Origin of the sequence: Streptomyces sp. NPDC004065, assembly GCF_044903565.1 — a bacterium.
In the GTDB taxonomy this organism is placed as follows: domain Bacteria; phylum Actinomycetota; class Actinomycetes; order Streptomycetales; family Streptomycetaceae; genus Streptomyces.
Genome location: NZ_JBJDQT010000004.1, coordinates 238,197 through 260,318 on the forward strand (window position 1 = coordinate 238,197; position 22,122 = coordinate 260,318).

Annotated in this window: 22 protein-coding genes and 1 pseudogene; 10 read left to right on the forward strand and 13 right to left on the reverse strand. The window is 75.3% G+C overall.

Annotation, left to right across the window (positions count from 1 at the left end; all coding sequences use genetic code 11):
- Positions 1-593: 593 nt before the first annotated feature.
- Both ACI2LW_RS08355 and ACI2LW_RS08360 read right to left on the reverse strand, forming a co-directional pair.
- Positions 594-839 (reverse strand): hypothetical protein, encoded by a 246-nt coding sequence (locus ACI2LW_RS08355; protein ID WP_404730375.1) that lies wholly within the window; start codon positions 837-839, stop codon positions 594-596.
- Between the two features lie 90 nt (positions 840-929).
- Positions 930-1,388: a universal stress protein gene (locus tag ACI2LW_RS08360; protein WP_404730376.1), complete on the reverse strand. Its 459-nt coding sequence runs from the start codon at positions 1,386-1,388 to the stop codon at positions 930-932.
- Positions 1,389-1,734: 346 nt separating this feature from the next.
- Between ACI2LW_RS08360 and ACI2LW_RS08365 the strand changes: the two genes are divergently transcribed.
- The 6 genes from ACI2LW_RS08365 (at position 1,735) to ACI2LW_RS08390 (ending at position 5,832) form a co-directional block, all read left to right on the forward strand.
- On the forward strand, positions 1,735-1,986 hold the full coding sequence (locus tag ACI2LW_RS08365; RefSeq protein WP_404730377.1) for a hypothetical protein: 252 nt from the start codon (positions 1,735-1,737) through the stop codon (positions 1,984-1,986).
- A complete protein-coding gene (locus ACI2LW_RS08370; protein WP_404730378.1) occupies positions 1,983-2,345 on the forward strand; it encodes a helix-turn-helix domain-containing protein in 363 nt (120 codons plus the stop codon). The genes ACI2LW_RS08365 and ACI2LW_RS08370 overlap by 4 nt, the downstream gene beginning before the upstream one ends.
- A gap of 148 nt (positions 2,346-2,493) precedes the next feature.
- On the forward strand, positions 2,494-3,012 hold the full coding sequence (uraD, locus tag ACI2LW_RS08375) for a 2-oxo-4-hydroxy-4-carboxy-5-ureidoimidazoline decarboxylase (RefSeq protein ID WP_404730379.1): 519 nt from the start codon (positions 2,494-2,496) through the stop codon (positions 3,010-3,012).
- Positions 3,009-3,479 carry a hydroxyisourate hydrolase gene (locus tag ACI2LW_RS08380; RefSeq protein WP_404730380.1) on the forward strand — a complete coding sequence of 157 codons (471 nt, stop codon included), beginning with the start codon at positions 3,009-3,011 and terminating at the stop codon, positions 3,477-3,479. Before uraD ends, ACI2LW_RS08380 begins: the two co-directional genes overlap by 4 nt.
- Positions 3,480-3,483: 4 nt before the next feature.
- A complete protein-coding gene (gene pucL / locus ACI2LW_RS08385; protein WP_404730381.1) occupies positions 3,484-4,431 on the forward strand; it encodes a factor-independent urate hydroxylase in 948 nt (315 codons plus the stop codon).
- A gap of 12 nt (positions 4,432-4,443) precedes the next feature.
- Complete coding sequence (locus ACI2LW_RS08390) at positions 4,444-5,832, forward strand: 8-oxoguanine deaminase (protein ID WP_404730382.1); 1,389 nt, start codon at positions 4,444-4,446, stop codon at positions 5,830-5,832.
- Positions 5,833-5,942: 110 nt separating this feature from the next.
- Here the strand turns inward: ACI2LW_RS08390 and ACI2LW_RS08395 are convergent, their stop codons facing one another.
- From ACI2LW_RS08395 to ACI2LW_RS08415, 5 genes are all read right to left on the reverse strand, one after another.
- Entirely contained in the window at positions 5,943-6,371 is a 429-nt protein-coding gene (locus tag ACI2LW_RS08395) for an acyl-CoA thioesterase (RefSeq protein ID WP_404730383.1), read from the reverse strand.
- 144 nt (positions 6,372-6,515) lie between these two features.
- Positions 6,516-7,178, reverse strand: a complete 663-nt coding sequence (locus tag ACI2LW_RS08400; protein ID WP_404730384.1) for a hypothetical protein — start codon at positions 7,176-7,178, stop codon at positions 6,516-6,518.
- A 116-nt stretch (positions 7,179-7,294) separates the two neighbouring features.
- Entirely contained in the window at positions 7,295-7,900 is a 606-nt protein-coding gene (locus ACI2LW_RS08405) for a histidine phosphatase family protein (protein WP_404730385.1), read from the reverse strand.
- A gap of 241 nt (positions 7,901-8,141) precedes the next feature.
- On the reverse strand, positions 8,142-9,026 hold the full coding sequence (locus tag ACI2LW_RS08410; protein WP_404730386.1) for a hypothetical protein: 885 nt from the start codon (positions 9,024-9,026) through the stop codon (positions 8,142-8,144).
- Between the two features lie 269 nt (positions 9,027-9,295).
- On the reverse strand, positions 9,296-10,507 hold the full coding sequence (locus ACI2LW_RS08415) for a pyridoxal phosphate-dependent aminotransferase (protein WP_404730387.1): 1,212 nt from the start codon (positions 10,505-10,507) through the stop codon (positions 9,296-9,298).
- Positions 10,508-10,594: 87 nt separating this feature from the next.
- On the opposite strand from ACI2LW_RS08415, the gene ACI2LW_RS08420 reads away from it, so the two are divergent.
- Positions 10,595-11,230 (forward strand): winged helix-turn-helix transcriptional regulator, encoded by a 636-nt coding sequence (locus ACI2LW_RS08420; protein WP_404730388.1) that lies wholly within the window; start codon positions 10,595-10,597, stop codon positions 11,228-11,230.
- Between the two features lie 282 nt (positions 11,231-11,512).
- Here the strand turns inward: ACI2LW_RS08420 and ACI2LW_RS08425 are convergent, their stop codons facing one another.
- Genes ACI2LW_RS08425 through ACI2LW_RS08435 form a run of 3 tightly spaced genes read right to left on the reverse strand, consistent with a single transcriptional unit; the run spans position 11,513 to position 15,123 of the window.
- Positions 11,513-12,316 (reverse strand): hypothetical protein, encoded by an 804-nt coding sequence (locus tag ACI2LW_RS08425; protein ID WP_404730389.1) that lies wholly within the window; start codon positions 12,314-12,316, stop codon positions 11,513-11,515.
- Complete coding sequence (locus tag ACI2LW_RS08430) at positions 12,316-13,581, reverse strand: VWA domain-containing protein (RefSeq protein WP_404730390.1); 1,266 nt, start codon at positions 13,579-13,581, stop codon at positions 12,316-12,318. The genes ACI2LW_RS08425 and ACI2LW_RS08430 overlap by 1 nt, the downstream gene beginning before the upstream one ends.
- 9 nt (positions 13,582-13,590) lie before the next feature.
- Positions 13,591-15,123 (reverse strand): IucA/IucC family protein, encoded by a 1,533-nt coding sequence (locus tag ACI2LW_RS08435; RefSeq protein WP_404730391.1) that lies wholly within the window; start codon positions 15,121-15,123, stop codon positions 13,591-13,593.
- A gap of 116 nt (positions 15,124-15,239) precedes the next feature.
- On the opposite strand from ACI2LW_RS08435, the gene ACI2LW_RS08440 reads away from it, so the two are divergent.
- Positions 15,240-16,772, forward strand: coding sequence for an IucA/IucC family protein (locus tag ACI2LW_RS08440; RefSeq protein ID WP_404730392.1), 1,533 nt, complete (start codon positions 15,240-15,242; stop codon positions 16,770-16,772).
- Between the two features lie 109 nt (positions 16,773-16,881).
- A complete protein-coding gene (locus ACI2LW_RS08445; RefSeq protein ID WP_404730393.1) occupies positions 16,882-17,796 on the forward strand; it encodes a HipA family kinase in 915 nt (304 codons plus the stop codon).
- A 66-nt stretch (positions 17,797-17,862) separates the two neighbouring features.
- Here the strand turns inward: ACI2LW_RS08445 and aceB are convergent, their stop codons facing one another.
- On the reverse strand, positions 17,863-19,488 hold the full coding sequence (gene aceB / locus ACI2LW_RS08450; RefSeq protein ID WP_404730394.1) for a malate synthase A: 1,626 nt from the start codon (positions 19,486-19,488) through the stop codon (positions 17,863-17,865).
- A gap of 254 nt (positions 19,489-19,742) precedes the next feature.
- Positions 19,743-20,306, reverse strand: a pseudogene (locus tag ACI2LW_RS08455) (NTP transferase domain-containing protein); the annotation flags it as partial.
- 358 nt (positions 20,307-20,664) lie between these two features.
- Here ACI2LW_RS08455 and ACI2LW_RS08460 point away from each other — a divergent pair.
- Entirely contained in the window at positions 20,665-20,979 is a 315-nt protein-coding gene (locus tag ACI2LW_RS08460; protein ID WP_404730395.1) for a DUF5955 family protein, read from the forward strand.
- Between the two features lie 75 nt (positions 20,980-21,054).
- On the opposite strand, the gene ACI2LW_RS08465 is transcribed toward ACI2LW_RS08460, so the two are convergent.
- Positions 21,055-21,855 carry an IclR family transcriptional regulator gene (locus ACI2LW_RS08465; RefSeq protein ID WP_404730396.1) on the reverse strand — a complete coding sequence of 267 codons (801 nt, stop codon included), beginning with the start codon at positions 21,853-21,855 and terminating at the stop codon, positions 21,055-21,057.
- Positions 21,856-22,122: the final 267 nt, after the last annotated feature.

Below are 22,122 nucleotides of genomic sequence, written 5' to 3' on the forward strand. Positions count from 1 at the left end.
GCCCTGCGCGGCTCTGCGCGGGGAGCCTGCGCGGCCCCGCGCGAGAGGTCTGCACGGGCGGTGCGAGGGGGGTCTGCACTGTCCCGCACGGGGGGACCTGCGCAGCCCGGCGACAGAGGTTCTGGGCGCTGCGCGGCTCTGCGCGGGGAGCCTGCGCGGCCCCGCGCGAGAGGTCTGCACGGGCGGTGCGAGGGGGGTCTGCACTGTCCCGCACGGGGGGACCTGCGCAGCCCGGTGACAGAGGTTCTGGGCGCTGCGCGGCTCTGCGCGGGGAGCCTGCGCGGCCCCGCGCGAGAGGTCTGCACGGGCGGTGCGAGGGGGGTCTGCACTGTCCCGCACGGGGGGCCCTGCGCAGCCCGGTGACAGAGGTTCTGGGCCCTGCGCGGCTCTGCGCGGGGAGCCTGCGCGACCTCACGGGGAAGACGCGCGGCCCGGCACGGGCCCCTCCTAGGGGCACTGCACGGCTCCGCGTGAGGGGTCTGCGCGGCCCCGCGCGAGGAGCCCTGCACGGCCCGGCGCGGGGAATCTGCGTGATCGTGACCCGCGCAGGGGGGCGGCCGGTGCGGCGGCCCGGCACGGGGACTGCGTGGCGCCTACGCGCCGGACGCGTCGTCGTGCTCCGTCAGGCCCGGCCAGTCGTCGGGGCCGCCGCCCTGCCATTCGATCAGGTCGCTCTCCTCGACCTCGATCCGGTCCAGGTCGGCCAGTCGGAGGATCTCGACGACGTCGTCCAGATGGGTCGCGAGCCCGAGGGTCACGTCCCCCTCGGTCACCCGGCGGGAACCGTCCAGCGCCGGCGCGTGCACCACGATGTGCGGAAGCTTCGTGAGGTTGTCCATGCCTTCAGACTCCTGCGCCGACGGCCCGCCCGCACCCGCACCACCGCACCCGCCCCCCACCGGGCCGCACCGCCGCGGGGGAGGCGGTGCTCACCGCGCGGCGCCGCGGATCACGACGACGGGGCAGGGCGCGTGCTGAGTGCAGTGCTGGGCCACCGATCCCAGCAGCAGCCCCGAGAACCCCCCGAGGCCCCGGCTGCCGACCACGAGCAGGGCCGCACCCCGCGAGGCGCTGAGCAGCACACTGGCGGGGGTGCCGTAGCGCACCTCGGCGCGCACCTCCACCGACGGCTCCGGTCCCGCGGCCTCCTCGACGGCGCGTGCGAGTTCCCGGCGTGCCCGGCCCTCCAGCGCCGCCTCGTCGCCGCTCGACGGCGGCAGCCAGCCGAGCGAGCCGTGGAACTGCGGAATGTCCCAGGCGGTCACCGCCTCCACCACGCCACCGGTGAGCTCCCCCTGGCGCACCGCCCACCGGAGGGCCCGTTTCGACGACTCCGAGCCGTCCACACCGACCACGATGCGGCCCGTCTCGTCAGGCTCGTCGGTCACCCTTCCTCCTCCACTGGACGGCGGGGGACGGCCGCACGCGGCTCCGCGGCCCGCCACCACCCGCACGTCACCCCACGTCACCCCACGTCACCGCACGTCACCGCACGTCACGCACGCCACCGCACCCGGCCTCCAGCGTCCCGGCGCCCGTAGCGCCGCGCAGCCCGGCGGGGCCGTACGGGTGCGGAGCGGGCCGCCGGGGCGGACGGCCGCGCACCGGCCCAGCCCGGGGCACGGGCCGTGCATCGGCCCCGCCCCCGCCCGGCCACGGCGTACCGTCGCCGGGCCGGTCGCCCGTGCCGTCCGGGGCTGCCCCGGAGGCGGGCGCGCGCGTTAGGTTGAGCGCGTGCGATTGCGAGTGGAGTTCACCACCGAGCCCTTCGACCTGGACGAGCCGCCCCAGCACGCCCTGGTGGCGCGCGAGGTCGTCGAGACGGCGGGGCTGGACGCCGTGGACGTCGGCCCGTTCGGCAACACGGCCGAGGGGCCCGCCGACGCCGTGCTCGGCGCCGTGGACGCCCTGCTGCGCCGGACCCTGCGGGCCGGTGCCACCCGGATCTCCTTCCAGGTCAACGTGATCGGGGAGGACGGGAGATGACCGGGGACGAGCCCTTCATCGCGGCCGTGAAACCGCTGGTCGACGCGATCGGCGGGGAACTGGTCCCGCCGGACGAGGCCGGCCCCGACGACGTCGTGCTCCTCTGGGAGGGCGCCCCGGCCGTCGCGGTGCGCCTGCCCCAGCTGGCCGACTCCCTCGACCACATCCTGGCCGCGATGGAGCGCAGACGGGGCACCCCGCTCGCCGAACTGGACCGCAAGGCCAAGCAGGAGGTCGTACGGACGCTGGAGGCGCGCGGCGCCTTCGCGGTACGACACGGGGTGGAGACCGTGGCGAGCGCCCTCGGCGTCAGCCGCTTCACCGTCTACAACTACCTCAACCGCGAGAAGGAACGCTGAGCCCGGCGCGGGCGCGGGCGCGCCGCCCGGCCTGCCACCCGGCACGTCACCCGGAGTTTTCAACAAAGTGTTGACGAGTGCTCCCGGAGGGCGTTAGCTGTCCGCAGCCCGTTCAGCACGACGGCCGTCCGCGGCCACGGAGGCTGCCGTGACCACGACCCCCACGCCACCGGGCCTCGCCCGCTACAACGCCCTGCCGGAACCCGCCGCCCGCGCCGCGCTCCTCGGGATCTGCGCCTCCACCCGATGGGCCGGACGCCTGCTCGCCGCCCGCCCGCACACCACCGCCGAGGACCTCTACGCGCTGAGCGACGCCGCCCTGGCCGAGCTGGACACCACGGATCTGGAGGAGGCGCTGGCCGCGCATCCGCCGATCGGCCGGCCGCGGCCCGGCGACCCCGACTCCGCCCGGGAGCAGCGCGGCATGGCCGGCGCCCCGCCGGAACTGCGGGCCGAGATGCTCGAACTCAACCTGGCCTACCAGGAGAAGTTCGGCCACGTCTTCCTGATCTGCGCCACCGGCCGCAGCGGTGAGCAGATGCGGGACGCGCTCCGCGAGCGGATCGGCAACACACCGGAGCGGGAGCGGGAGATCGTCCGCGCCGAGCTGGGGAGGATCAACCGCATCCGGCTGGCCCGACTCGTCCAGGAGGACGCCCGACCATGACCACCGGCACCACCGCCTCGGTGTCCACGCACATCCTGGACACCTCCGCCGGCCGCCCCGCCCGCGGTGTTCCCGTCCGTCTCTTCGCCCGCCCGGGCCCGGAGGCCGGATGGCGGGCGCTCGGCGGCTCCACGACCGACGCCGACGGCCGGTGCCGGGACCTGCCGGACCTGCCGGAGGGGACGGCCCAGGCGCGGCTCGACTTCGCCGTCGAGCGGTACCTCGAGAACAGCCCGCACTCCGCGCACACCGCCGAGGAGCACACCGCCAAGGAGCACACCGCCGAGGAGCAGGCCGACGCACAGCAGCACGCCCCCGCGGGCCGGCACACCCCCGCGGGCCGCAAAGGCGGCACCCGGGCCTTCTTCCCCGAGGTGACGGTCACGTTCGCCGTCGTGCCGGGCGAGCACTACCACGTACCGCTGCTGCTCAACCCGTTCGGCTACTCCGTGTACCGAGGGAGCTGACCGCATGACCGCCGACTCGAGCCCCGCCCGCCCCGCCCGCCCAGCCGGCCCCGCGGTCCTCGGGCAGAACCAGTACGGCAAGGCCGAGACCCGGGTCGTCAGGATCACCCGGGACGGCGCCACCCACCACATCAAGGACCTGAACGTCTCCATCGCCCTGTCCGGCGACATGGACGAGGTCCACTACTCCGGCTCCAACGCCAGCGTCCTGCCCACCGACACCACCAAGAACACCGTGTTCGCCTTCGCGCAGGAGCACGGCGTCGAGTCGGCCGAGGAGTTCGGCGTCCGCCTCGCCCGGCACTTCGTCACCTCGCAGCGGCCGATCCACCGGGCCCGGGTCCGCATCGAGGAGTACGCCTGGGAGCGCATCGAGCACGCGGGCCGGGGCGCGCACTCCTTCGTCCGCGCCGGACGGGAGACCCGGCTCGCCCAGATCACCTACGACGGCTCCTCCTGGGAGGTCGTCGCCGGACTGACGGACCTGACCGTCCTGAACTCCACCGACTCCGAGTTCCACGGCTACGTCAAGGACCGGTACACCACCCTGCCGGAGACCCGCGACCGCGTCCTGGCCACCGACGTCTCCGCCCGCTGGCGCTTCGGCTGGAGCGACGACGCCCGGCCGGCGCCCGCCTGGAACACGTCGTACGCACAGGTCAGGGACCACCTGCTGCGGGCCTTCGCCGAGACGTACTCCCTCTCGCTCCAGCAGACCCTGTACGCCATGGGGTCCCGGGTCATCGACCGCCGCGCCGAGATCGACGAGATCCGCCTCTCCCTCCCGAACAAGCACCACTTCCTGGTGGACCTGGAGCCGTTCGGGCTGGAGAACGACACCGCCGGCTCCGCCGTGTACTTCGCCGCCGACCGCCCGTACGGCCTGATCGAGGCGACCGTCCTGCGCGACGGGTGCGAGGCGAGGATCCCGGCGGACCTGACCCACGTCTGAAGGGCCCACCCCATGGCAGCAGTCCAGCGCGTCCAGCGCGTCGTCATCGAGAACTGCGCGGTCGCGACCGTCGACGCCCACGACACCGAGTACGCCGACGGGCACCTCGTGATCGCGGGCGACCGCATCGAGTCGGTCGGCGCGGGCCGGGCCCCCGACGGCCTCGCGGGCGTCGTGCGCCGCGTCGACGCGACCGGCCACCTGCTCACCCCGGGACTGGTCAACACCCACCACCACTTCTACCAGTGGATCACCCGGGGCATGGCCACCGACCACAACCTCTTCGACTGGCTCGTCGCGCTGTACCCGGTCTGGGCGCGCATCGACGAGCCGATGGTGTACGCCGCGGCCCAGGGGTCGCTGGCGATGATGGCCCGCGGCGGCGTCACCACGGCCATGGACCACCACTACGTGTACCCGCGCGGCTGCGGCGACCTGTCCGGCGCGATCGTCCGGGCCGCCCGCGAGACGGGCGTCCGCCTCACCCTGGCCCGCGGCTCCATGGACCGCGGCGAGTCCGACGGCGGCCTGCCGCCGGACTTCGCGGTGGAGACCCTGGACGCGGCGCTGGCCGCGACCGAGGCGACCGTCGACGAGCACCACGACGCCTCCTTCGGCGCCATGACGCAGGTGGCCGTCGCGCCCTGCTCCCCGTTCTCCGTGACCACCGAACTGCTCGCTCAGGCCGCGGAGCTGGCTCGCCGCAAGGGCGTGCGGTTGCACACGCACGGGTCGGAGACGGTGGAGGAGGAGAAGTTCTGCCACGAGCTGTTCGGCATGGGCCCCACCGACTACTTCGCGTCGACGGGCTGGCTGGGCGAGGACGTGTGGATGGCGCACTGCGTGCACATGAAGGACTCCGACATCGCCGCCTTCGCCCGGACCGGGACGGGTGTGGCGCACTGCCCGTCCTCCAACGCGCGCCTGGCCGCCGGCATCGCCCGGGTGCCCGACATGCTGGCGGCGGGCGTCCCGGTCGGGCTCGGCGTCGACGGCACCGCGTCCAACGAGTCCGGCGAACTCCACACCGAACTGCGCAACGCCCTGCTGATCAACCGTCTGGGCGCGCACCGCGAGGCCGCCCTCGACACCCGGCGGGCCCTGCGGCTGGGCACCATCGGCGGCGCGCGGGTGCTGGGCCGGGCCGCCGAGACCGGCTCGCTGGAGCCGGGCAAGCTCGCCGACCTGGTGCTCTGGCGGCTGGACACGCTGGCCCACTCCTCGATCGCCGACCCGGTGGCCGCGCTGGTCCTCGGCGCGGCGGCCCCCGTCACGGCCTCCTTCGTGGGCGGGCGGCAGATCGTCGAGGACGGCCGGCTGCTGCACGTGGACGAGGACGCCGTCGCCCGCTCCACCCGCGCCGAGGCCCGCCGCCTGGCCCGCCTGGCCGGGCGGGACTGAGCGGCCGTACTCCCGTACGGACGCCGGCCGGGCCTCAGAAGGCCCGTCGGGCTCAGAGGGCCGCCGGCTCAGAGACCCGTCGGCCCAGCGGGCTGAGAGGTCCGCCGGGCTCAGAGGCCGAACAGGCCCGGCTCCGTGGTCAGTTCCTTGAAGCGCTCCCGCGGGTCGGGCACCAGCCTGCGGGCCTTCAGATCCATCAGGCCGCCGACCGCGGTGATCTCGGCCGCGACCGTGCCGTCCGTCTTGCGCAGGGTCTGCTCGATCCGGAAGGTCTTCCCGCCGCCCCACTCGAAGGCGCACGTCACGTCCACCTCGTCCCCGGCGAGGAGCTCCCGGCGGTAGCGGATGGTCGTCTCCAGGGCGACCGGGCCGACGCCCTCGGCGACGAGGCGGGCCTGGCTGATCCCCGCCGCCCGCAGCAGCGACCAGCGGGCGTGCTCGGCGTAGTTGAGGTAGACGGCCTGATTCAGGTGGCCCTGCACATCGGTCTCGTACCCGCGGACGGTCACCCGGACGGAAAACGGCTCGCTCGAGCTCACTGCATCCCCCTGTCGTTTCTCTTGTTTCCCGTGCACGCCCGGGATCCTGTCGTCGGTGCTCCTCGTGCTCCTCGTGCTCCTCGTGCTCCTCGTGCTCCTTGTGGTCGTCGTGGTCCTCGTGCTCCTCGCGATCCCGGCCCGGCCTCATGTCCGGCGCGGCGACGCCAGGACGTACCGGACCCTCGTCCGGGGCTCCGTGTACTCGCCCGCCTGCCACCCCGCCTCCTCCAGCGTGGCCGTGTACGCCCGCAGCGCCCCGGCGTCGGGCCCGTACACGGCGACGGCCTCCGGCTGCGGGGTCGCCCTGACCTTGTAGCCGTCGGCGTCCGGCCCGGCCGGGCGGTGCCCGCCGGCCTCCAGGGCGAGGGCGGCGGCCGGTACCAGATGGCCGCGCTCCCAGTCGCAGGGCCGGCCGGTGGCGCCGTCCCGGTTGGTCATCCGGCGCAACTCGAGCAGCCCCTGCCAGGCGTTGTGCACTTCGCGCGCCCGGCCCGGACCGGCCGGGGCGCCGGCCGGCTCGTCCTCGCCGCCGACCCGGGCCGCGAACACCCCGCCGGCCGCCGCGGGGGCGCCGCCCGCCGCCGTGTCTCCGGCGGGTGCGCCGGAGGGAGCGTCCGGCTCGGCGTCCTGTCTGAGCCGGTGCCCGGCCGGGGTGAGGAAGTGGTCGTGCGGCGGGCGCGGGTGCCGGAAGGCCAGCCCCCGCTTCACCAGGGCCGCGAGCTGCGCCCCGGTGCCCGTGACGCGGCCGGTCACGGGATCGGCGGCGTCGACGAGGCGCCGCTGCGCGGCGGTCGGCGGTCGTGTCACGGCGTACTCCTCCCCACGTACTCCCCCCAACGTGCTCCGCCTCGCCCCTGCGGCCCGGCTCGTCCGAGACTACGACGCGGGTCCGACAGCCGGGCCCGCGCGCCCGGCCGCCCGCCTCACCGCGGCAGGCCGGGCCGGATGTTCCACCCCGCGATCACCGGCCGCCCGTGCTCCGTGCCCAGGCGGGACAGCGTGCCCGTGGCCAGCTGGAAGTGGGCGCCCTGCGACGCCGCCAGCCCCAGCCGCCGGGCGGTGAGCACCCGCAGGAAGTGGCCGTGGGCCACCAGGAGCACGATCCCCTCGGTGTTGGCCAGCGCTGCGTCCACCTTGCCCAGCATCCGGTCGGCACGCTCCCCGACCTGTTCCGGGGTCTCGCCCGGGTGCTCCGGCGGGCCCGGGACGACCCCGTCGTCGAACAGGAACCAGCCGGGCCGGGTGCGCTGGATCTCGACGGTGGTGACGCCCTCGTAGCCGCCGTAGTCCCACTCCCGCAGGTCCGCGTCCACCCGGGCGTCCCCCATCCCGATGAGCTCGGCCGTCTCCCGTGCCCGCTGCATCGGGCTGACGAACGCCGCGCCGATCCGGTGCGAACGGATCAGCGGCGCCAGCCGCCGCGCCTCCTCCCGGCCGTGCTCGGTGAGCGGCACGTCCGTCCACCCGGTGTGCCGCCCGGACCGCGACCACTCGGTCTCGCCGTGCCGGACGAGAAAGAGATCACCCACGTCCGCCGTCCCTTCCAGCCGTACTCGTCAGCACCGTGTCATACCTTCCGCGCGGCTCACGGGACCGACTCGGCCGGACGGCCACCGCGGCCGGTGACCCCATCCCCTGCCGCGGTCGCCGACGGTGATCATGTACGGAGCCGGTCAACAAGCCGGTGACGCGCGGCATTCCCGGTGCCGGGCGGGAGCGCGGTGGCGGGGCGGGAGCGCAGTGGCGGGCGGCGAGACGCGGCCCGGCGCCTCAGCCCACGGGCCGCGCCTGGCCGCTCGGCGAGCGGCTCGCGCCCGGGGACGTGCTGCCGGAGGGCGAGGGGTCCGTGGAGGGCCGTGCCGTGGGGGAGGGCGTGCGTGAGGGCGGGCTGGTGGTACGCGGGGCGGAGGTGCGGCGGCCGGAGGGACGGGGGGCCGGCGGGGTCCGTGTGGGGGACGGCGTACCGGTCGCGGTGGTGGGGGCGGGCGACGGCGACTGGCTGCGGGCCGCCGGTGGTGCGGGCCGCCGGACCGCGGCGCCGCGGCCCTGGGTCTGATTCCGGCCCGGATGGGTGGTCTCCCGTGTCGGGGAAGCGGCCGGCGCCTCGCTGACCGTGGACGCGGACCGCTCCGGGTACGGCCGGTCCGGGACCGACGCCGCCCGGGGGGCCGCCGACCGGTCCACCACCGACGCGGTGGCCAGGCCGCCGAGGACGGTGAAGGCCGCCGCGGCCAGCGAGCGGACGGCGTACTTGCGCAGCCGCGGCGGACGGTTGCTCCCGGCCGCCGCCGACTCCGCCACGGAGGCGGGGGACCAGGCGGCACCGGGCGGCCCGACGGCCTCCATCGCCCGGGCCGGTTCGGCGGCTTCCGCGGCAGCGGGCGGATCGCCGAGCCCCCCGGCACCGGGCCACCCGGTGGGGCCGGGCGGTTCGGCGGCGCCGGGCGGTTCGACTCCGGCGGGTTCGGCCGCCCACGCGGAGCCCGCCGGCCCCTCGGTCCCGGCCCGCGGCCAGGGAGCCGTGGGCCCGGTGCCGGCGCCGGCACCGGTGTGGGCGGCGGCACCCGGCTCCGCCATGCCGGAGTCGTAGGCCCCGCACTCGGGACAGGTCACCGCGCCGTTGAGCGTGCGGCTGCACGGGATGCAGTAGTCCATGGGCGGCCGCTCAGCCGTGGAGCCGGCGCGGGACGGCGCACGCCGGGACTGCCGTTCTCCGGGCGGGGCGTGGGCCGGTGGCGGCGGGATGCCGAGGGGTCTGCCGGAAAGCGGTCTTTGCCATGTGCGCACCTCATTCACCGGTCTGCGGATGGATCACCGGTCACCGAGGTCAACGGGGCCGCTCGCGGCAGTGCTCAGCCCGCGGCGGAAAAGTGGGGTACGCAACGTGCCCCGGGTGCGCCGCGTCTCTCCGCTCCCGCGCCGCGCTACCCCTGGCGGTAGCCGCTCAGGAAGCGGCCGATCCTGCCGATGGCGGTCTCCAGCACGTCCGCGTGCGGCAGGGTGAGGATGCGGAAGTGGTCCGGGGACGGCCAGTTGAAGCCGGTGCCCTGGACGACCTGGATCTTCTCGCGCAGGAGCAGGTCCAGGACGAACCTCTCGTCGTCGTGGATCCGGTGGACCTTCGGATCGATGCGCGGGAAGGCGTAGAGCGCGCCCCGGGGCTTCACGCACGACACCCCGGGGATCTCGTTCAGCTTCTCCCAGGCGACCTCCCGCTGTTCGTGGAGCCGGCCGCCCGGCGCGGTGAGCTCGCGGATGGACTGCCGGCCGCCGAGCGCGGCCTGGATGGCGTACTGGGCGGGGGCGTTGGCGCACAGCCGCATGGAGGCCAGCATGGTCAGGCCCTCCAGGTAGTCCTTCGCGTGCTGCCGGGGCCCCGTCACGACCAGCCAGCCGGAGCGGAAACCGGCCACGCGGTAGGTCTTGGACAGGCCGCAGAAGGTGAGCACGACCAGGTCGGGGGCGAGCGCGGCGGCCGAGTGGTGCACGGCCCCGTCGTAGAGGATCTGGTCGTAGATCTCGTCGGCGAAGACCATCAGACCGTGCCGGCGGGCGAGGTCGAGGATGCCCTCGAGGATCTCCCTGGGGTAGACCGCGCCGGTGGGGTTGTTGGGGTTGATGATGACGACGGCCTTGGTGCGGTCGGTGATCTTCGCGGCCATGTCGTCCAGGTCCGGGTACCAGTCGGCCTGTTCGTCGCACAGGTAGTGCACCGCCTTGCCGCCCGCCAGGGTCGTCACGGCCGTCCACAGCGGGAAGTCCGGCGCCGGAATGAGGATTTCGTCGCCGTCCTCGACCAGTGCCTGTACGGCCATGGAGACCAGCTCGGAGACGCCGTTGCCGAGGAAGACGTCGTCGACGCCGACCTCCAGGCCGCGCTCCTGGTAGCGCTGGGCGACCGCCCGGCGGGCGGAGAGGATGCCGCGCGAGTCGGTGTAGCCGTGCGCCCGCGGAAGCATCCGGATCATGTCCTGGAGGATCTCCTCGGGCGCCTCGAAGCCGAACAGCGCGGGATTGCCGGTGTTCAGGCGCAGCACGCTGTGGCCCGCCTCCTCCAGCGCGTTGGCGTGCTCGATCACCGGACCGCGGATCTCGTAGCAGACCTCGCTGAGCTTGCTCGACTGCCGGAACTCCATGCGCCGCTTCCCCTCCGGTAGCTGGTGTTGCTTGGTTTTACCAAGTGAGAGCTTGGAAAGTCCAACAACCTGTCTAGACTGCGTCGCATGTCACCTCGCCGAAGCTACGACCAGTACTGCTCCGCCGCCCGCGCGCTCGACGCCGTCGGCGACCGCTGGACCCTGCTGATCGTCCGGGAGTTGCTGGCCGGCCCGCGCCGCTACACGGACCTGCACGCCGATCTGCCCGGAGTGAGCACGGACGTGCTCGCCTCACGGCTGAAGGACATGGAGCGCGACGGGCTCGCCACCCGGCGCAGGCTGCCGCCCCCGGGAGCCGCCTACGTCTACGAACTGACCGCGCGCGGGCGTGCGTTGCTGCCGGTGCTGCAGGCGCTGGGGGAGTGGGGCGAGGCCGGGCTGGGGGAGCGGCGGCCCACCGACGCGGTGCGCGCCCACTGGTTCGCGCTGCCCCTGCTGCGGGGGCTGGACGGCGAGGGCGTCCTCGAAGTGCGGCTGGCGGAGGGGGTGTTCCATCTCCGGCTCGGCGCGCAGGAGGGGCCGGTGTACGGGGACGGGCCGGCGCCCGGTGAGCCCGACGCGCGGATGCTGCTCGACTCCGCGACCTGCGAGGCGGTCGCCCGGGGGGAGTTGAGCCCGGCGGAGGCGGTGCGCGGCGGACGCGCGGAGGTGACCGGCGAGGGGGCACTGGCCAAGGCCCTGCTGGCGCTGCGGGAGCGGTGAGACGAGGCCCGCCGGGACCGTCCGGCGGACCTGGTGGCGGTGCGCCGAGGGGGACCGGGCCGGGGCGTCCGGGCGGGGACGTCCGGACGGGCCTCGTCGTGGAGCACCGGAGGCGCGGGCGCCGGCCGCACGGGCCGGCCGCACGGGCCGGCCGCACGGGCCCGCCGCACGGGCCCGCCGCACGGGCCCGCCGTACAGGCCGACCGTGCTCCGACCGGGTGCTTCAGCCGGCCGGGGGCGGGCGGACGGACGCGCCGTCCGGCCGCCCCCGGCCGGGGTGGGTCAGGCGCCCGGCGGCACCCGGGAGGGACGGCCCGGTCCGCGGGTCAGCGCGTAGCCGCCGATGCCGGCCAGCGCGGCCAGCACTCCGCCGATGCCGGTCCACACCCACCGGTCGGACCACCAGCCGGAGGACCAGCCGTCGTCCGGCTCGATGCCCGACAGCACCGCCGTTTTGCCCGAACCTTCGTCCTTCCGCGCGGACTTGGCCGCGATGCCCGGGACCAGCGGTTCGGCCAGCGAGCCGTCCACGGCCGCCGCGCCGCCGATGTCCTTGGAGTCGGCCCGCACCTCGGCGCTCACCGGCAGACCCAGGTCGGACGACTGGAGGCCCACCACCGTCAGCCGGACGTAGTACGTGCCCGGCAGCGGGTCGTCGGCCCACGGCTCCGACCAGGCGCGCACCGTGCGCAGCACACAGGCCAGTTCCACCGAGGCGGTGCCCGGCGCGGCGGTGCGCGTCTGGGCGCCGTACTGGCACGCCTGGCGGCGCCGCAGGCCGTCGTAGACGTCGATCTGCCAGGTCTGCGTGGTGTGCCGGTCCGGCAGCTTCACCGTCGCCCGGACGGTGGGCCGCTGTCCCGCGTCCGCCGGGAACGACCAGTACAGGTAGTCGCCCGTGGAGCCGGAGGCGGTGGCCCGCTGCCCCTGCTCGATCTCCGTCGCCGTACGGAACGACGTGCCGGCCCGCGTCGGGGCGTCGCTGTCGCCGCCGGCGCCCGGGGACGGCGAGGAGTCCGCCGCCGCGGGGCCCGCGGCCAGTCCGAGGGCCAGCAGCGCGCCGCTCAACACCCTGATCATCCGCATCAGTTGGTCCTCCAGACCGCGACCCGCCAGCGCGACAGCCAGCCCCACACCAGACCGGCCAGGAAGCCGGTCAGCACCAGTGCGCCGAGCAGCCACCAGCCGCGTCCCAGACCGAACGCCGCCACGTCGGCGGCCCGGTCCGGGCCGTCGACCACGTCGACGGTCAGCTCCAGCGGCAGACCCGGCGTGGTCTTCACCCCGGCGGCCGCCGAGAAGGAGTTGGTGACCTGCAGGCACACCGTCTCCGCCGGGGCGTCCTCGTCGTCGCTCTCCGGCCTCGGGTAGCGCAGGCCCGTGGAGATGACGTCGGTACGGCCGTTGCCCGCGGCCTCACCGCGCACGATCTCACGGCCGTGCACCGTCACGGCCCGCAGCAGCACCCCGTAGTCGGGGTTCACGGCCCGGTCGTCGGCCACGCTCACCGAGGTGCGCAGCTCCTGCCCGGCGCCGAGGTCCACCCGGTACCAGCGCTGCTGCCCGAACTCCTCGCGGTCGGTGTACAGACCGGACTTCAGGGCCGGGGCCTTGGCGCAGTCGGCGGCGCCCTCGGTGGCGACCGGGGTCACCACCGGGTCGGCGGCCCGGTCGACCAACTGGCCGACGCGGTCCGTGAGCTGCTCCTTGTGCTGCACGGAGGTGTAGGTGCCGCCCGTGGCGTCGGCGATGCAGCTGAGCTGGTCACGGGTCTTGGCGTCCGGGACCAGGCCGAGGGTGTCGATGGTCAGGCCGATGCCCTTGGCGGCTATCTCGCGGGCCACCTCGCACGGGTCCAGCGGCCGGCAGGTGTCCTCGCCGTCGCTGATCAGCACGATACGGCGGGTGCCGTCGCCGCCGTCGAGGTCCGCCGCCGCCTTCAGCAGGGCGGGCCCGATCGGTGTCCACCCGGTCGGCGCCAGCGTGGCGACCGCCGCCTTGGCGTCGGTGCGGTTCAGCGGGCCGACGGGGTAGAGCTGCGCGGTGTCCTTGCAGCCCGTCCTGCGGTCGTTGCCGCGGTAGTTGGCGCCCAGGGTGCGGATGCCGAGCTGGACCTCCTCGGGCGTCGCGTCGAGCACCTCGTTGAAGGCCTGCTTGGCGGCGGCCATCCGCGTTCCGCCGTCGATGTCCCGGGTGCGCATGGAACCGCTGACGTCCAGGACGAGTTCGACCTTGGGCGCGGCCCCGCCCTCCGTCTCGTCGGCGTGCGCGCCGGCGGGGAGGGCGATCCCGGCCGTCAGGGCGGCGAGCAGAGCACAGACGCCCGCCGCCAGCCGTTGTCTTGTGATCATCGGCGGATCTTATTGACCGAGGGTGCCGTGCTCCAAAACGAGCGGGTTGGGCAGCGCCGCCCACTGGTCGCCGGGCACCCGCGGGGAAAGCCGCATCAGGGTCAGCGCCTTGGCGGGCAGCGGCTCCCCGCACAACGCCGCCAGATCCGCGGAGGGCGGCAGATCACCGACCACACTCTCCAGCGCGGCCCGCAGCGCCGCGCCCGACCCCGCCACGCCCGCCAGCGCGCCCGCGACCAGCGAGCCGAACAGCTTGCGCCGCAGGGCCACGGGGTCGTCGGTGAGATTGCGGGCGGGCAGCCGCGGCACCGTCAGACCGTGCCGGGCCAGCCGGGCCGGGCTGACCCGGATGTCGGCCAGGTCCCGGTAGACCAGCCGCAGCGGCGCGCCCCGCGCGGACAGCACCACCAGGAGGTTCTGGCCGTGCGCCTCCAGCGCCACGCCCAGCTCCAGCAGCCGCAGTCCGGCGCCGAGCGCCAGGCGGGTGAAGTCCGCGAGCCAGGACGGGGAACCGGTCAGGCCGGTGCGGCCGAGCGCGGCCACCGGGAGCACGTGCTCGCCGGGCGAGACGTAGGCGCGCGGCGACTCGCGCCACAGCGCCGCGAGGTCCGGCGAGCCGGCGGCGGCCGCGCCCAGCGTGCGGGTGATGTGCAGCAGCCCGTCCGCGCGGCCGGCCAGGTCCTCCGCGAACGCCGACAGCGCCGCCGACGCCGCGACCGAGGCCACCGAGATGTCCCGCACGGACGACGTCAGCCGGGCGCTCAGCGCGGTCTTGACGTGCGGACCACCGGGCACCGCCAGGGTGCGCAGCGACATCAGCGGGCGCGCCTCGAACACGCCGTCCGCGCAGCGCCGCCGCAGCACGTGCTCCGCCTGCCAGGGGTGCACCGGCAGCAGCAGCCGCCCGCCGTCCTCGAACTGCTCCGGCCACGCCCCGCTCACCAGGCACTCCGCGGCCGGCACGGCGAGCAGCCCGAGCCGCACCGAAGGCCGGTGCTCCGGGGCGTACGCGAGCTGTTCGGCCACCGAGAAGCCGGGCCGGGAACGGCAGTTGGGGTGGAAGGGGTGGCCGTCGACCACGCTCTGCTCCCACTCCCAGTCCTGTGCGGGCCACTCGTGCGGGTGAGTCCCCCGGCACTGCGGCCGGTTGGCCCGGGACAGCGCCAACGAGGCCACGCTGTGCCCGAGTTCACCGGCCAGCGCCTCGCCGTGCGGCACGGCGAGGTCCGCCGTCAGCCGGGCCGGATCGTCGTGGGCCGTGCCGTCCAGGTGGACGACGCCGGTGCGGGCGGCCGTGGCATAGGGGTCGGCCGGCGGCCCGCACAGACGACGGCCGTCGCGCAGCCGCAGGACCAGCCCGTCGCGCAGGCGTTCCCGGCCGGCGATCCACGGCAGCGGCTCGTACGCCAGGGCGCGCCACAGCCGGGACAGCACGGACGCCCGGGCGCCGGCCAGCTCCGCCGCGTACCGTGGCACGAGGCCGGGGCGCACGGCGGCGAGCTCCTCGGCGACCTCGGTCTCGGCGGTGGGGGGAGGGTGCACGGGCGGGCTCCTAGGGGGCGGGTCGGGCGTCACGGTAGCGCGCGCCCGGCCGCCATACTGATCATCTCCGGACGGTGACCGTGTGGACGTATGGAACGAATGGACGCGTGGAGCCCATGCCCCTTGGCGAGGACGTCGCGGAGCGCGCCGACGCGTACGCGGCCGCACCCCTGCTGAACTGCCTGCTCCGCGAGGTGGCGCGGCCCTGCCCGGACCAGGAGGGACGCCCCGACCAGGACGGACGCCCGGACGAGGACGGGCGGCGGGTGTACCGGCTGCCCGGCGGGGGCCGGCTACTGCGGGTGCGCGGCGGGCGCCGGCCCACCGAGCCCGAGGTGTACGCCGCGGGCGCCTGGCAGCGCGTCGACCACACGGAACTGGTCAAACTGGTGAGCGAGGAGCTGCGGCGGCACACGGGGCTGTCCAACCACGAACTGCCCGCCGAGATGCTCGACAGCCGGGAGGCGGTGGCCGCGCTGCTCGCCGCCCGCAACCGTACGCCGGCCCCCGAGGACCCGTACATCCGCTCCGAGCAGTCCCTGGTCACCGGCCACCCCTGCCACCCCGCGCCCAAGGCGCGCGGCGGCGGCCCGGTCGCCTCCTGGCTGCCGTACGCCCCCGAGGCGTACGCCCGTTTCCCGCTGGAACTGCTCGGGGTGCGCGAGGACGCGGTCGTCGAGGAGGGCGACACCTCGGCGCTCGACGCGCTCGGCCAGGCCCCGCCCGGCTACCGGCTGCTGCCCGCCCACCCCTGGCAGCTCGACCTGGTGGGCCGCGAACTCGCCGGCGCCTTCGCGGACGGCCGGCTGCTGCGGCTCGGCCCGACCGCCTTCCAGGTGCGGCCCACGGCGGCGGTGCGCACCGTCCACGCCGCCGCGCGGGACCTCTTCCTGAAGTTCAGCCTGGACGTGCGCATCACCAACGACGTGCGCCGGCTGTGGCGCCACGACCTGTCCCGGCTGCGCCGCACGGACGCGGCGGCCGCGGGCGCCTTCGCCGCCCGCGGCGGTCCGGCCGCCTGGCTGAGCGACCGCGGGCACCGCACCGCCGGCTTCGCCCACGAGGAACTGGCCGTCGTGGTGCGCGACGGGCTGGGCGGCCATCTGCTGCCCGGCGCCACCCCGCTGCTCACCGCCGCGCTCGCCGAGGGCTTCGCGGGCAACCCGCTCGACGGCCCGGTGGACCCCGACGCCTGGTGGCAGGCGTATCTGCGCCAGGTCGTGCCGCCGGCCCTGGAGGTGTTCGACCGCCACGGCGTCGTCCTGGAGGCCCATCTGCAGAACACGCTGATCGCCGTGGACGCCTCCGGCACCCCCGTGCAGGCGCTGTTCCGGGACGCGGAGGGCGTGAAGCTGCTGCCGGAGGTGGAGCGGGCGGCCGGCTGGGAGCGGCTGGTGTACTGCCTGGTCGTCAACCACCTCACCGAGATCGCCGGGGCCCTCGCCGAACGCCGGCCCGGCTTCGACCCCTGGCCCGCCGCCCGCCGGGAGTTCGCCCGCCACGACCTGCCCGAGATCGCCGGGCTGCTCACCGCCCCGGCCCTGCCCGCCAAGACCAATCTGCTGCTGCGCTGGACGGGCGCGGACGGCGCCGCGGCCCGCTACCTGCCCCTGCCGAACCCGCTGACCGGCGGGCTGATCGCCCGCTGACCGCCGTCTGACCAGCGGGCTGATCGCCCGCTGACCGCCGTCTGACCAGCGGCTGACCGCCGGCTGACCGGCGAAGGGCCCGGGCCGCTGCTGCCGTACCCTGGCCGGTGTGCTGCGCGACGTGACTGCCGTTCGATACGTGACCCCGCTGCGGTCGGGCGGTTCCGTGCCCGGCGTCGTCGAGGCCGACGACCTCGGCACGTACGTCGTGAAGTTCACCGGGTCGGCGCAGGGACGCAAGGCGCTGGTCGCGGAGGTGATCGTCGGGGAGCTGGCGCGCGCCCTCGGGCTGCGGTTCCCCGAACTGGTGCTGGTGCACTTCGACCCGGGGATCGCCGGCCACGAACCCCACCAGGAGGTGCGGGACCTGCTGCACGCCAGCCACGGCGTCAACCTCGGCATGGACTACCTGCCGGGCGCGCGCGACTTCACCCCGGACGTGGCGAGGACGTTCGCGGTGGACCCGCTGGAGGCCGGGCGGATCGTCTGGCTGGACGCGCTGACGGTGAACGTCGACCGCACCGTGCACAGCTCCAACCTGATGGTCTGGCCGACCTTCGGCACCGCGCCCCCGCGCCTGTGGCTGATCGACCACGGCGCGGCCCTCGTCTTCCACCACCGCTGGGACACCTCCGAGCCCGGCAAGCGGTACGACTTCCGGCACCACGCCCTCGGCCACTGCGCGCCGGACGTCCGCGCCGCCGACGCCGAACTGGCGCCCAGGGTGACCCGGGAGCTGCTGCGGGACATCCTCGCCGAGGTGCCGGACGCCTGGCTCGCCGAGGAGCCCGGCTTCGCCACGCCCGCCGACGCCCGCGAGGCCTACGTCGGCTACCTGGACGCGCGGGCGCGGGCGTCCGCGCGGTGGCTGCCCACGGACTTCCCGAGCCGGGAGCAGATCGCCGCCGAGGACGCCGCCCGCGCGGCCCGCACCCGGCAGGACCGCCCGGACTGGCTCAAACGCGTGCCCGACCTGCACGGCCGGCCGGCCGCGGAACAGGACTGGTCGGTCCACCTGGAGTGACCGGCCCGCAGGCGCGGGGCCGGCCCCCGGGCCGGACCGGCCCCGGGCTGCCCGCGGGCCGGGGGCTCAGCCCTCGAGCTGCTCGTAGGCCGGCAGGGTCAGGAAGTCGGTGTAGTCCTCGTCGAGGGCGACCTTCAGGAACAGGTCGTGGGCCTGCTGCCAGCGCCCGGCCGCGTAGGCGTCCTCGCCGATCTCCGCGCGGACGGCGTCCAGTTCGGCGGCGGCGAGCCCGCGGGCGAGTTCCGCGGTCGCCTTCTCGCCGTTCTCGAACTCGACGCCCGCGTTGATCCACTGCCAGATCTGGGAGCGGGAGATCTCGGCGGTGGCCACGTCCTCCATCAAGTTGAAGATCGCGACCGCGCCGGAGCCGCGCAGCCAGGACTCGATGTAACGCAGGCCGACCTGGACGGCGTTGACCAGCCCCGCGTACGTGGGCCTGGCGTCCAGGGAGTCCACCGCGATGAGGTCGGCGGCCTCGACGCGGACGTCCTCGCGCAGCCGGTCCTTCTGGTGCGGGCGGTCGCCCAGCACCCGGTCGAAGGACTCCATGGCGACCGGCACGAGGTCGGGGTGGGCGACCCAGGAGCCGTCGAAGCCGTCGTTCGCCTCCCGGTCCTTGTCGGCGCGGACCTTCTCGAAGGCCACCCGGTTGACCTCCGGGTCCCGGCGGGAGGGGATGAAGGCCGCCATGCCGCCGATGGCGTGCGCGCCGCGCCGGTGGCAGGTGCGCACGAGGAGTTCGGTGTACGCCCGCATGAACGGGGCCGTCATGGTGACCGCGTTGCGGTCCGGCAGGACGAACCGCGGCCCGCAGTCCCGGAAGTTCTTGATGATGGAGAACAGGTAGTCCCAGCGCCCGGCGTTCAGGCCGGAGGCGTGGTCGCGCAGCTCGTAGAGGATCTCCTCCATCTCGTACGCGGCCGTGATCGTCTCGATCAGGACGGTGGCGCGGATCGTGCCCTGCGGGATGCCCAGGTGGTCCTGGGCGAGCACGAACACGTCGTTCCAGAGGCGGGCCTCCAGGTGCGACTCCGTCTTCGGGAGGTAGAAGTAGGGCCCCTTGCCGAGGTCGAGCAGGCGCCGGGCGTTGTGGAAGAAGTACAGGCCGAAGTCGACCAGGGCGCCGGGCACCCGGGTGCCGTCCGCGTCGACGAGGTGCCGCTCGTCCAGGTGCCAGCCGCGCGGCCGCATGACGACCGTGGCCAGCTCTTCGTCCGGACGCAGGGCGTAGGTCTTCCCGGAGGCGGGATCGGCGAAGTCGATGCGGCGCCGGTAGGCGTCGATCAGGTTCAGCTGGCCGAGGACGACGTTCTCCCAGGTGGGGGAGGAGGCGTCCTCGAAGTCGGCGAGCCAGATCCGGGCGCCGGAATTGAGCGCGTTGACCGTCATCCTGCGGTCGGCGGGACCGGTGATCTCCACCCGGCGGTCCTGGAGCGCGTCCGGGGCCGGGGCCACCTGCCAGGAGTCGTCCGCGCGGATCTCCGCGGTCTCGGGGAGGAAATCGAGGGAGGAGGTGCGGGCGATCTCGGCGCGGCGCCGCGCCCGGCGGGCCAGGAGCTCGTCGCGGCGCGGCGTGAACCGCCGGTGCAGCTCGGCCACGAAGGCGAGCGCCGCGTCGGTCAGCACCTCCTCCTGCCGGGGCAGCGGCCCGGCGCCGACGACGGACAGCGGGGACGGCGCTGGTGCGGACATGGGCTGTCACTTCCTTCGGGAGCCTTTTCAGCGAACCACGTTCGTCGGCACCCTGCCGTGGCACGAGGCGCCGGGCCGGTGAGTGCGGCGGAGGACATCCGGTCGGCGGCCGGACCCTTCTGGCACGTGGATGCTAGTTTCCTCATGGTGGAAGTTCAACGTTCTGTTGCGCCACTCGGCCCGGGCGCCGAAGGGTTCGGCCGGGGCGCCGAGAGGTCCGGCCCGGGCGCTGAAGGGTCCGGCCGGGGGGCCGAAAGGTGCCGCAGGTCGTCCTCGGTGTCGATGTCGTACGCCCGCGCCACGTCCGCGCACTCCACCCGGACGATCTCCTCCTCGTGCTCCCGCAGATAGGCGCGGGCGCCCCGGTCCCCGGTCGCCGCCGCAGCGACGCCCTCCCAGTGCAGCGCGCCGAGGAGCACCGGATGGCCGCGCACCCCGGCGTACGCCGCCGTCACCAGCGACGCCTCGTCGCGGTAGGCGCCCAGCACCCGCGCCACCGCCTCCGCCCCGATGCCCGGCTGGTCGACCAGGCAGACCAGCGCGGCCCGGGCACCCGTGCCGGTCAGCGAGGCCAGCCCCGCCCGCAGCGACGAGCCCATGCCCCGCTCCCAGTCCGGGTTGTCGACGAGCACACAGCCGTCCAGCCGGGCCCGCCGCCGGACCTCGTCCGCCCGCGCGCCGAGCACCACGTGCACGCGGGCGCAGCCGGCGGCGCGCAGGGCCCCGGCCGCGTGCTCCACCAGCGGCCGGCCCCGGTGCGCGAGCAGCGCCTTGGCGCGCCCGCCGAGCCGCCGCCCGCCACCGGCCGCCAGCACCAGCCCGGCGACCTCGCCGCCCGCCCGGGTCCCGGCCGTCGCGCCGCCGTCGGTCCGGCCCGCGTCCGTCGTGCCGTCGTCGGTCCGGCCTCCGCCCGTTCCGCCGCCGTCCGTCCGGCGCGCGTCCGTCGCGCCGTCGTCCGGCCGGCCCCTTGCCGGCCCGCCGTCGTCCGTCCCTCGTGGCTCGCGTGTCATACGTCCTGCATACCCCGGCCGCCCCGCAGGACTGAATTTGTGTCCGTACGGTGGCGCATCCCGGGCAGGTTGGCGTTTACTGACCGCGTCCCCGGTGCCCTATCCGCTCCACAGGGATGTCCGGCGGATCACGAGTCTGACGCGAGCAGGAGCCAGGGGGAGGGCTGTGTTGCGTAGCGTGGGGCAAAGGCCAGTGACCGGCAGCGGCGAGGACCCGAGGGTGGCGGGACTGCGCACCGCGGTCTCCCGACTGCGCCGCGAACTCGCCGCCCATCCAGTGGAGTTTCCCGACCGGGCCATAGCGGAGGACGAACTCGCCGCCCTCGCCTCGATGGCCACCCACGGCGTTCCCGAGACCCGGCGGCTGCGCCGTTCCCTGCTGCTGATCGCCGGCTCGATCGGCTCGGTCAGTGCCCTGGCGGACGGGCTCTCCGAGGTCCGGGCGGCCGTGGACCAGTTCCGCGAGCCGCCGGGCCGCTGAGCCGCCGGGCCGCCGGGCCGCTGAGCCGCCGGGCCGCCGGGCCCCTGAGCCGCCGGGCCGCTGACGCGCCGACGCTCAGGCCGCCGGGTCCGGCCCGGTCAGCGCCCGGGACAGCTCCACGGCGACCTGCTTGAGGACCGGCACGATCCGCTCGGTCGCCTCCTCCGTGACCCGGCCCGCCGGGCCCGAGACGGAGATGGCGGACGCCGTGGGGGAGCCGGGCACGGTGACCGCGAGGCAGCGGACGCCCATCTCCTGCTCGTTGTCGTCCAGGGCGTAGCCGAGCCGGCGCACGTCCGCGAGGGCCGTGAGGAAGGCGTCCGGAGTGGTGATCGTCCGCTCCGTCGCGGCGGGCATGCCGGTGCGGGCGAGCAGGGCGCGCACCTCCTCCTCGGGGAGGTGCGCGAGCAGCGCCTTGCCCACGCCCGTGGAGTGCGGCAGGACCCGGCGGCCGACCTCGGTGAACATCCGCATCGAGTGCCGGGACGGCACCTGTGCCACGTACACGACCTCGTCGCCGTCGAGCAGCGCCATGTTCGCCGTCTCGCCGGTCTCGTCGACCAGGCGGGCGAGATGGGGACGGGCCCAGGCGCCCAGCAGCCGGGAGGCGGACTCGCCCAGGCGGATCAGCCGCGGGCCGAGCGCGTACCGGCGGTTGGGCTGCTGGCGGACGTAGCCGCAGGCCACCAGGGTGCGCATCAGACGGTGGATGGTGGGCAGGGGCAGCCCGCCGGCCGCCGACAGCTCGCTCAGCCCGACCTCGCCGCCCGCGTCCGCCATCCGCTCGAGCAGGTCGAAGGCCCGCTCGAGCGACTGGACGCCACCACCGCCGCCGGACTTGGCGGAGCCGGTGGTGCTGGCGCGGGACGTCGGCACGGCGCGTTCCTTTCGCGGCTGGCGGGAAGGGGCCACAGACTACCCGGGGGCGGCCCGCCGCCCACCGTGCGCGGGGCGGCCGGCCGCCCACCGTGGGTACGGCTCGCGGACGTCCGTCCCGTCCCCGGAATTCTGGTCCCGCCCAGCGGAAAGGTCCAGGCCGAGCCCGGTGCGCCCGTCCGGCCGCCGGCCCGGCCGGGTCCCTCTTGACGGGGCGTGAGGGGGAGTGAAGACTCCTTCAACACTGTGTTGAAGCAAGGGAGGGTC

Coding starts and splice junctions, on each gene's coding strand:
- ACI2LW_RS08355 (WP_404730375.1), bottom strand. CDS start 839: ATGGACAACCTCACGAAGCTTCCGCACATCGTGGTGCACGCGCCGGCG.
- ACI2LW_RS08370 (WP_404730378.1), top strand. CDS start 1,983: ATGACCGGGGACGAGCCCTTCATCGCGGCCGTGAAACCGCTGGTCGAC.
- ACI2LW_RS08380 (WP_404730380.1), top strand. CDS start 3,009: ATGACCACCGGCACCACCGCCTCGGTGTCCACGCACATCCTGGACACC.
- pucL (WP_404730381.1), top strand. CDS start 3,484: ATGACCGCCGACTCGAGCCCCGCCCGCCCCGCCCGCCCAGCCGGCCCC.
- ACI2LW_RS08390 (WP_404730382.1), top strand. CDS start 4,444: ATGGCAGCAGTCCAGCGCGTCCAGCGCGTCGTCATCGAGAACTGCGCG.
- ACI2LW_RS08410 (WP_404730386.1), bottom strand. CDS start 9,026: ATGGACTACTGCATCCCGTGCAGCCGCACGCTCAACGGCGCGGTGACC.
- ACI2LW_RS08415 (WP_404730387.1), bottom strand. CDS start 10,507: ATGGAGTTCCGGCAGTCGAGCAAGCTCAGCGAGGTCTGCTACGAGATC.
- ACI2LW_RS08420 (WP_404730388.1), top strand. CDS start 10,595: ATGTCACCTCGCCGAAGCTACGACCAGTACTGCTCCGCCGCCCGCGCG.
- ACI2LW_RS08425 (WP_404730389.1), bottom strand. CDS start 12,316: ATGCGGATGATCAGGGTGTTGAGCGGCGCGCTGCTGGCCCTCGGACTG.
- ACI2LW_RS08430 (WP_404730390.1), bottom strand. CDS start 13,581: ATGATCACAAGACAACGGCTGGCGGCGGGCGTCTGTGCTCTGCTCGCC.
- ACI2LW_RS08440 (WP_404730392.1), top strand. CDS start 15,240: ATGCCCCTTGGCGAGGACGTCGCGGAGCGCGCCGACGCGTACGCGGCC.
- aceB (WP_404730394.1), bottom strand. CDS start 19,488: ATGTCCGCACCAGCGCCGTCCCCGCTGTCCGTCGTCGGCGCCGGGCCG.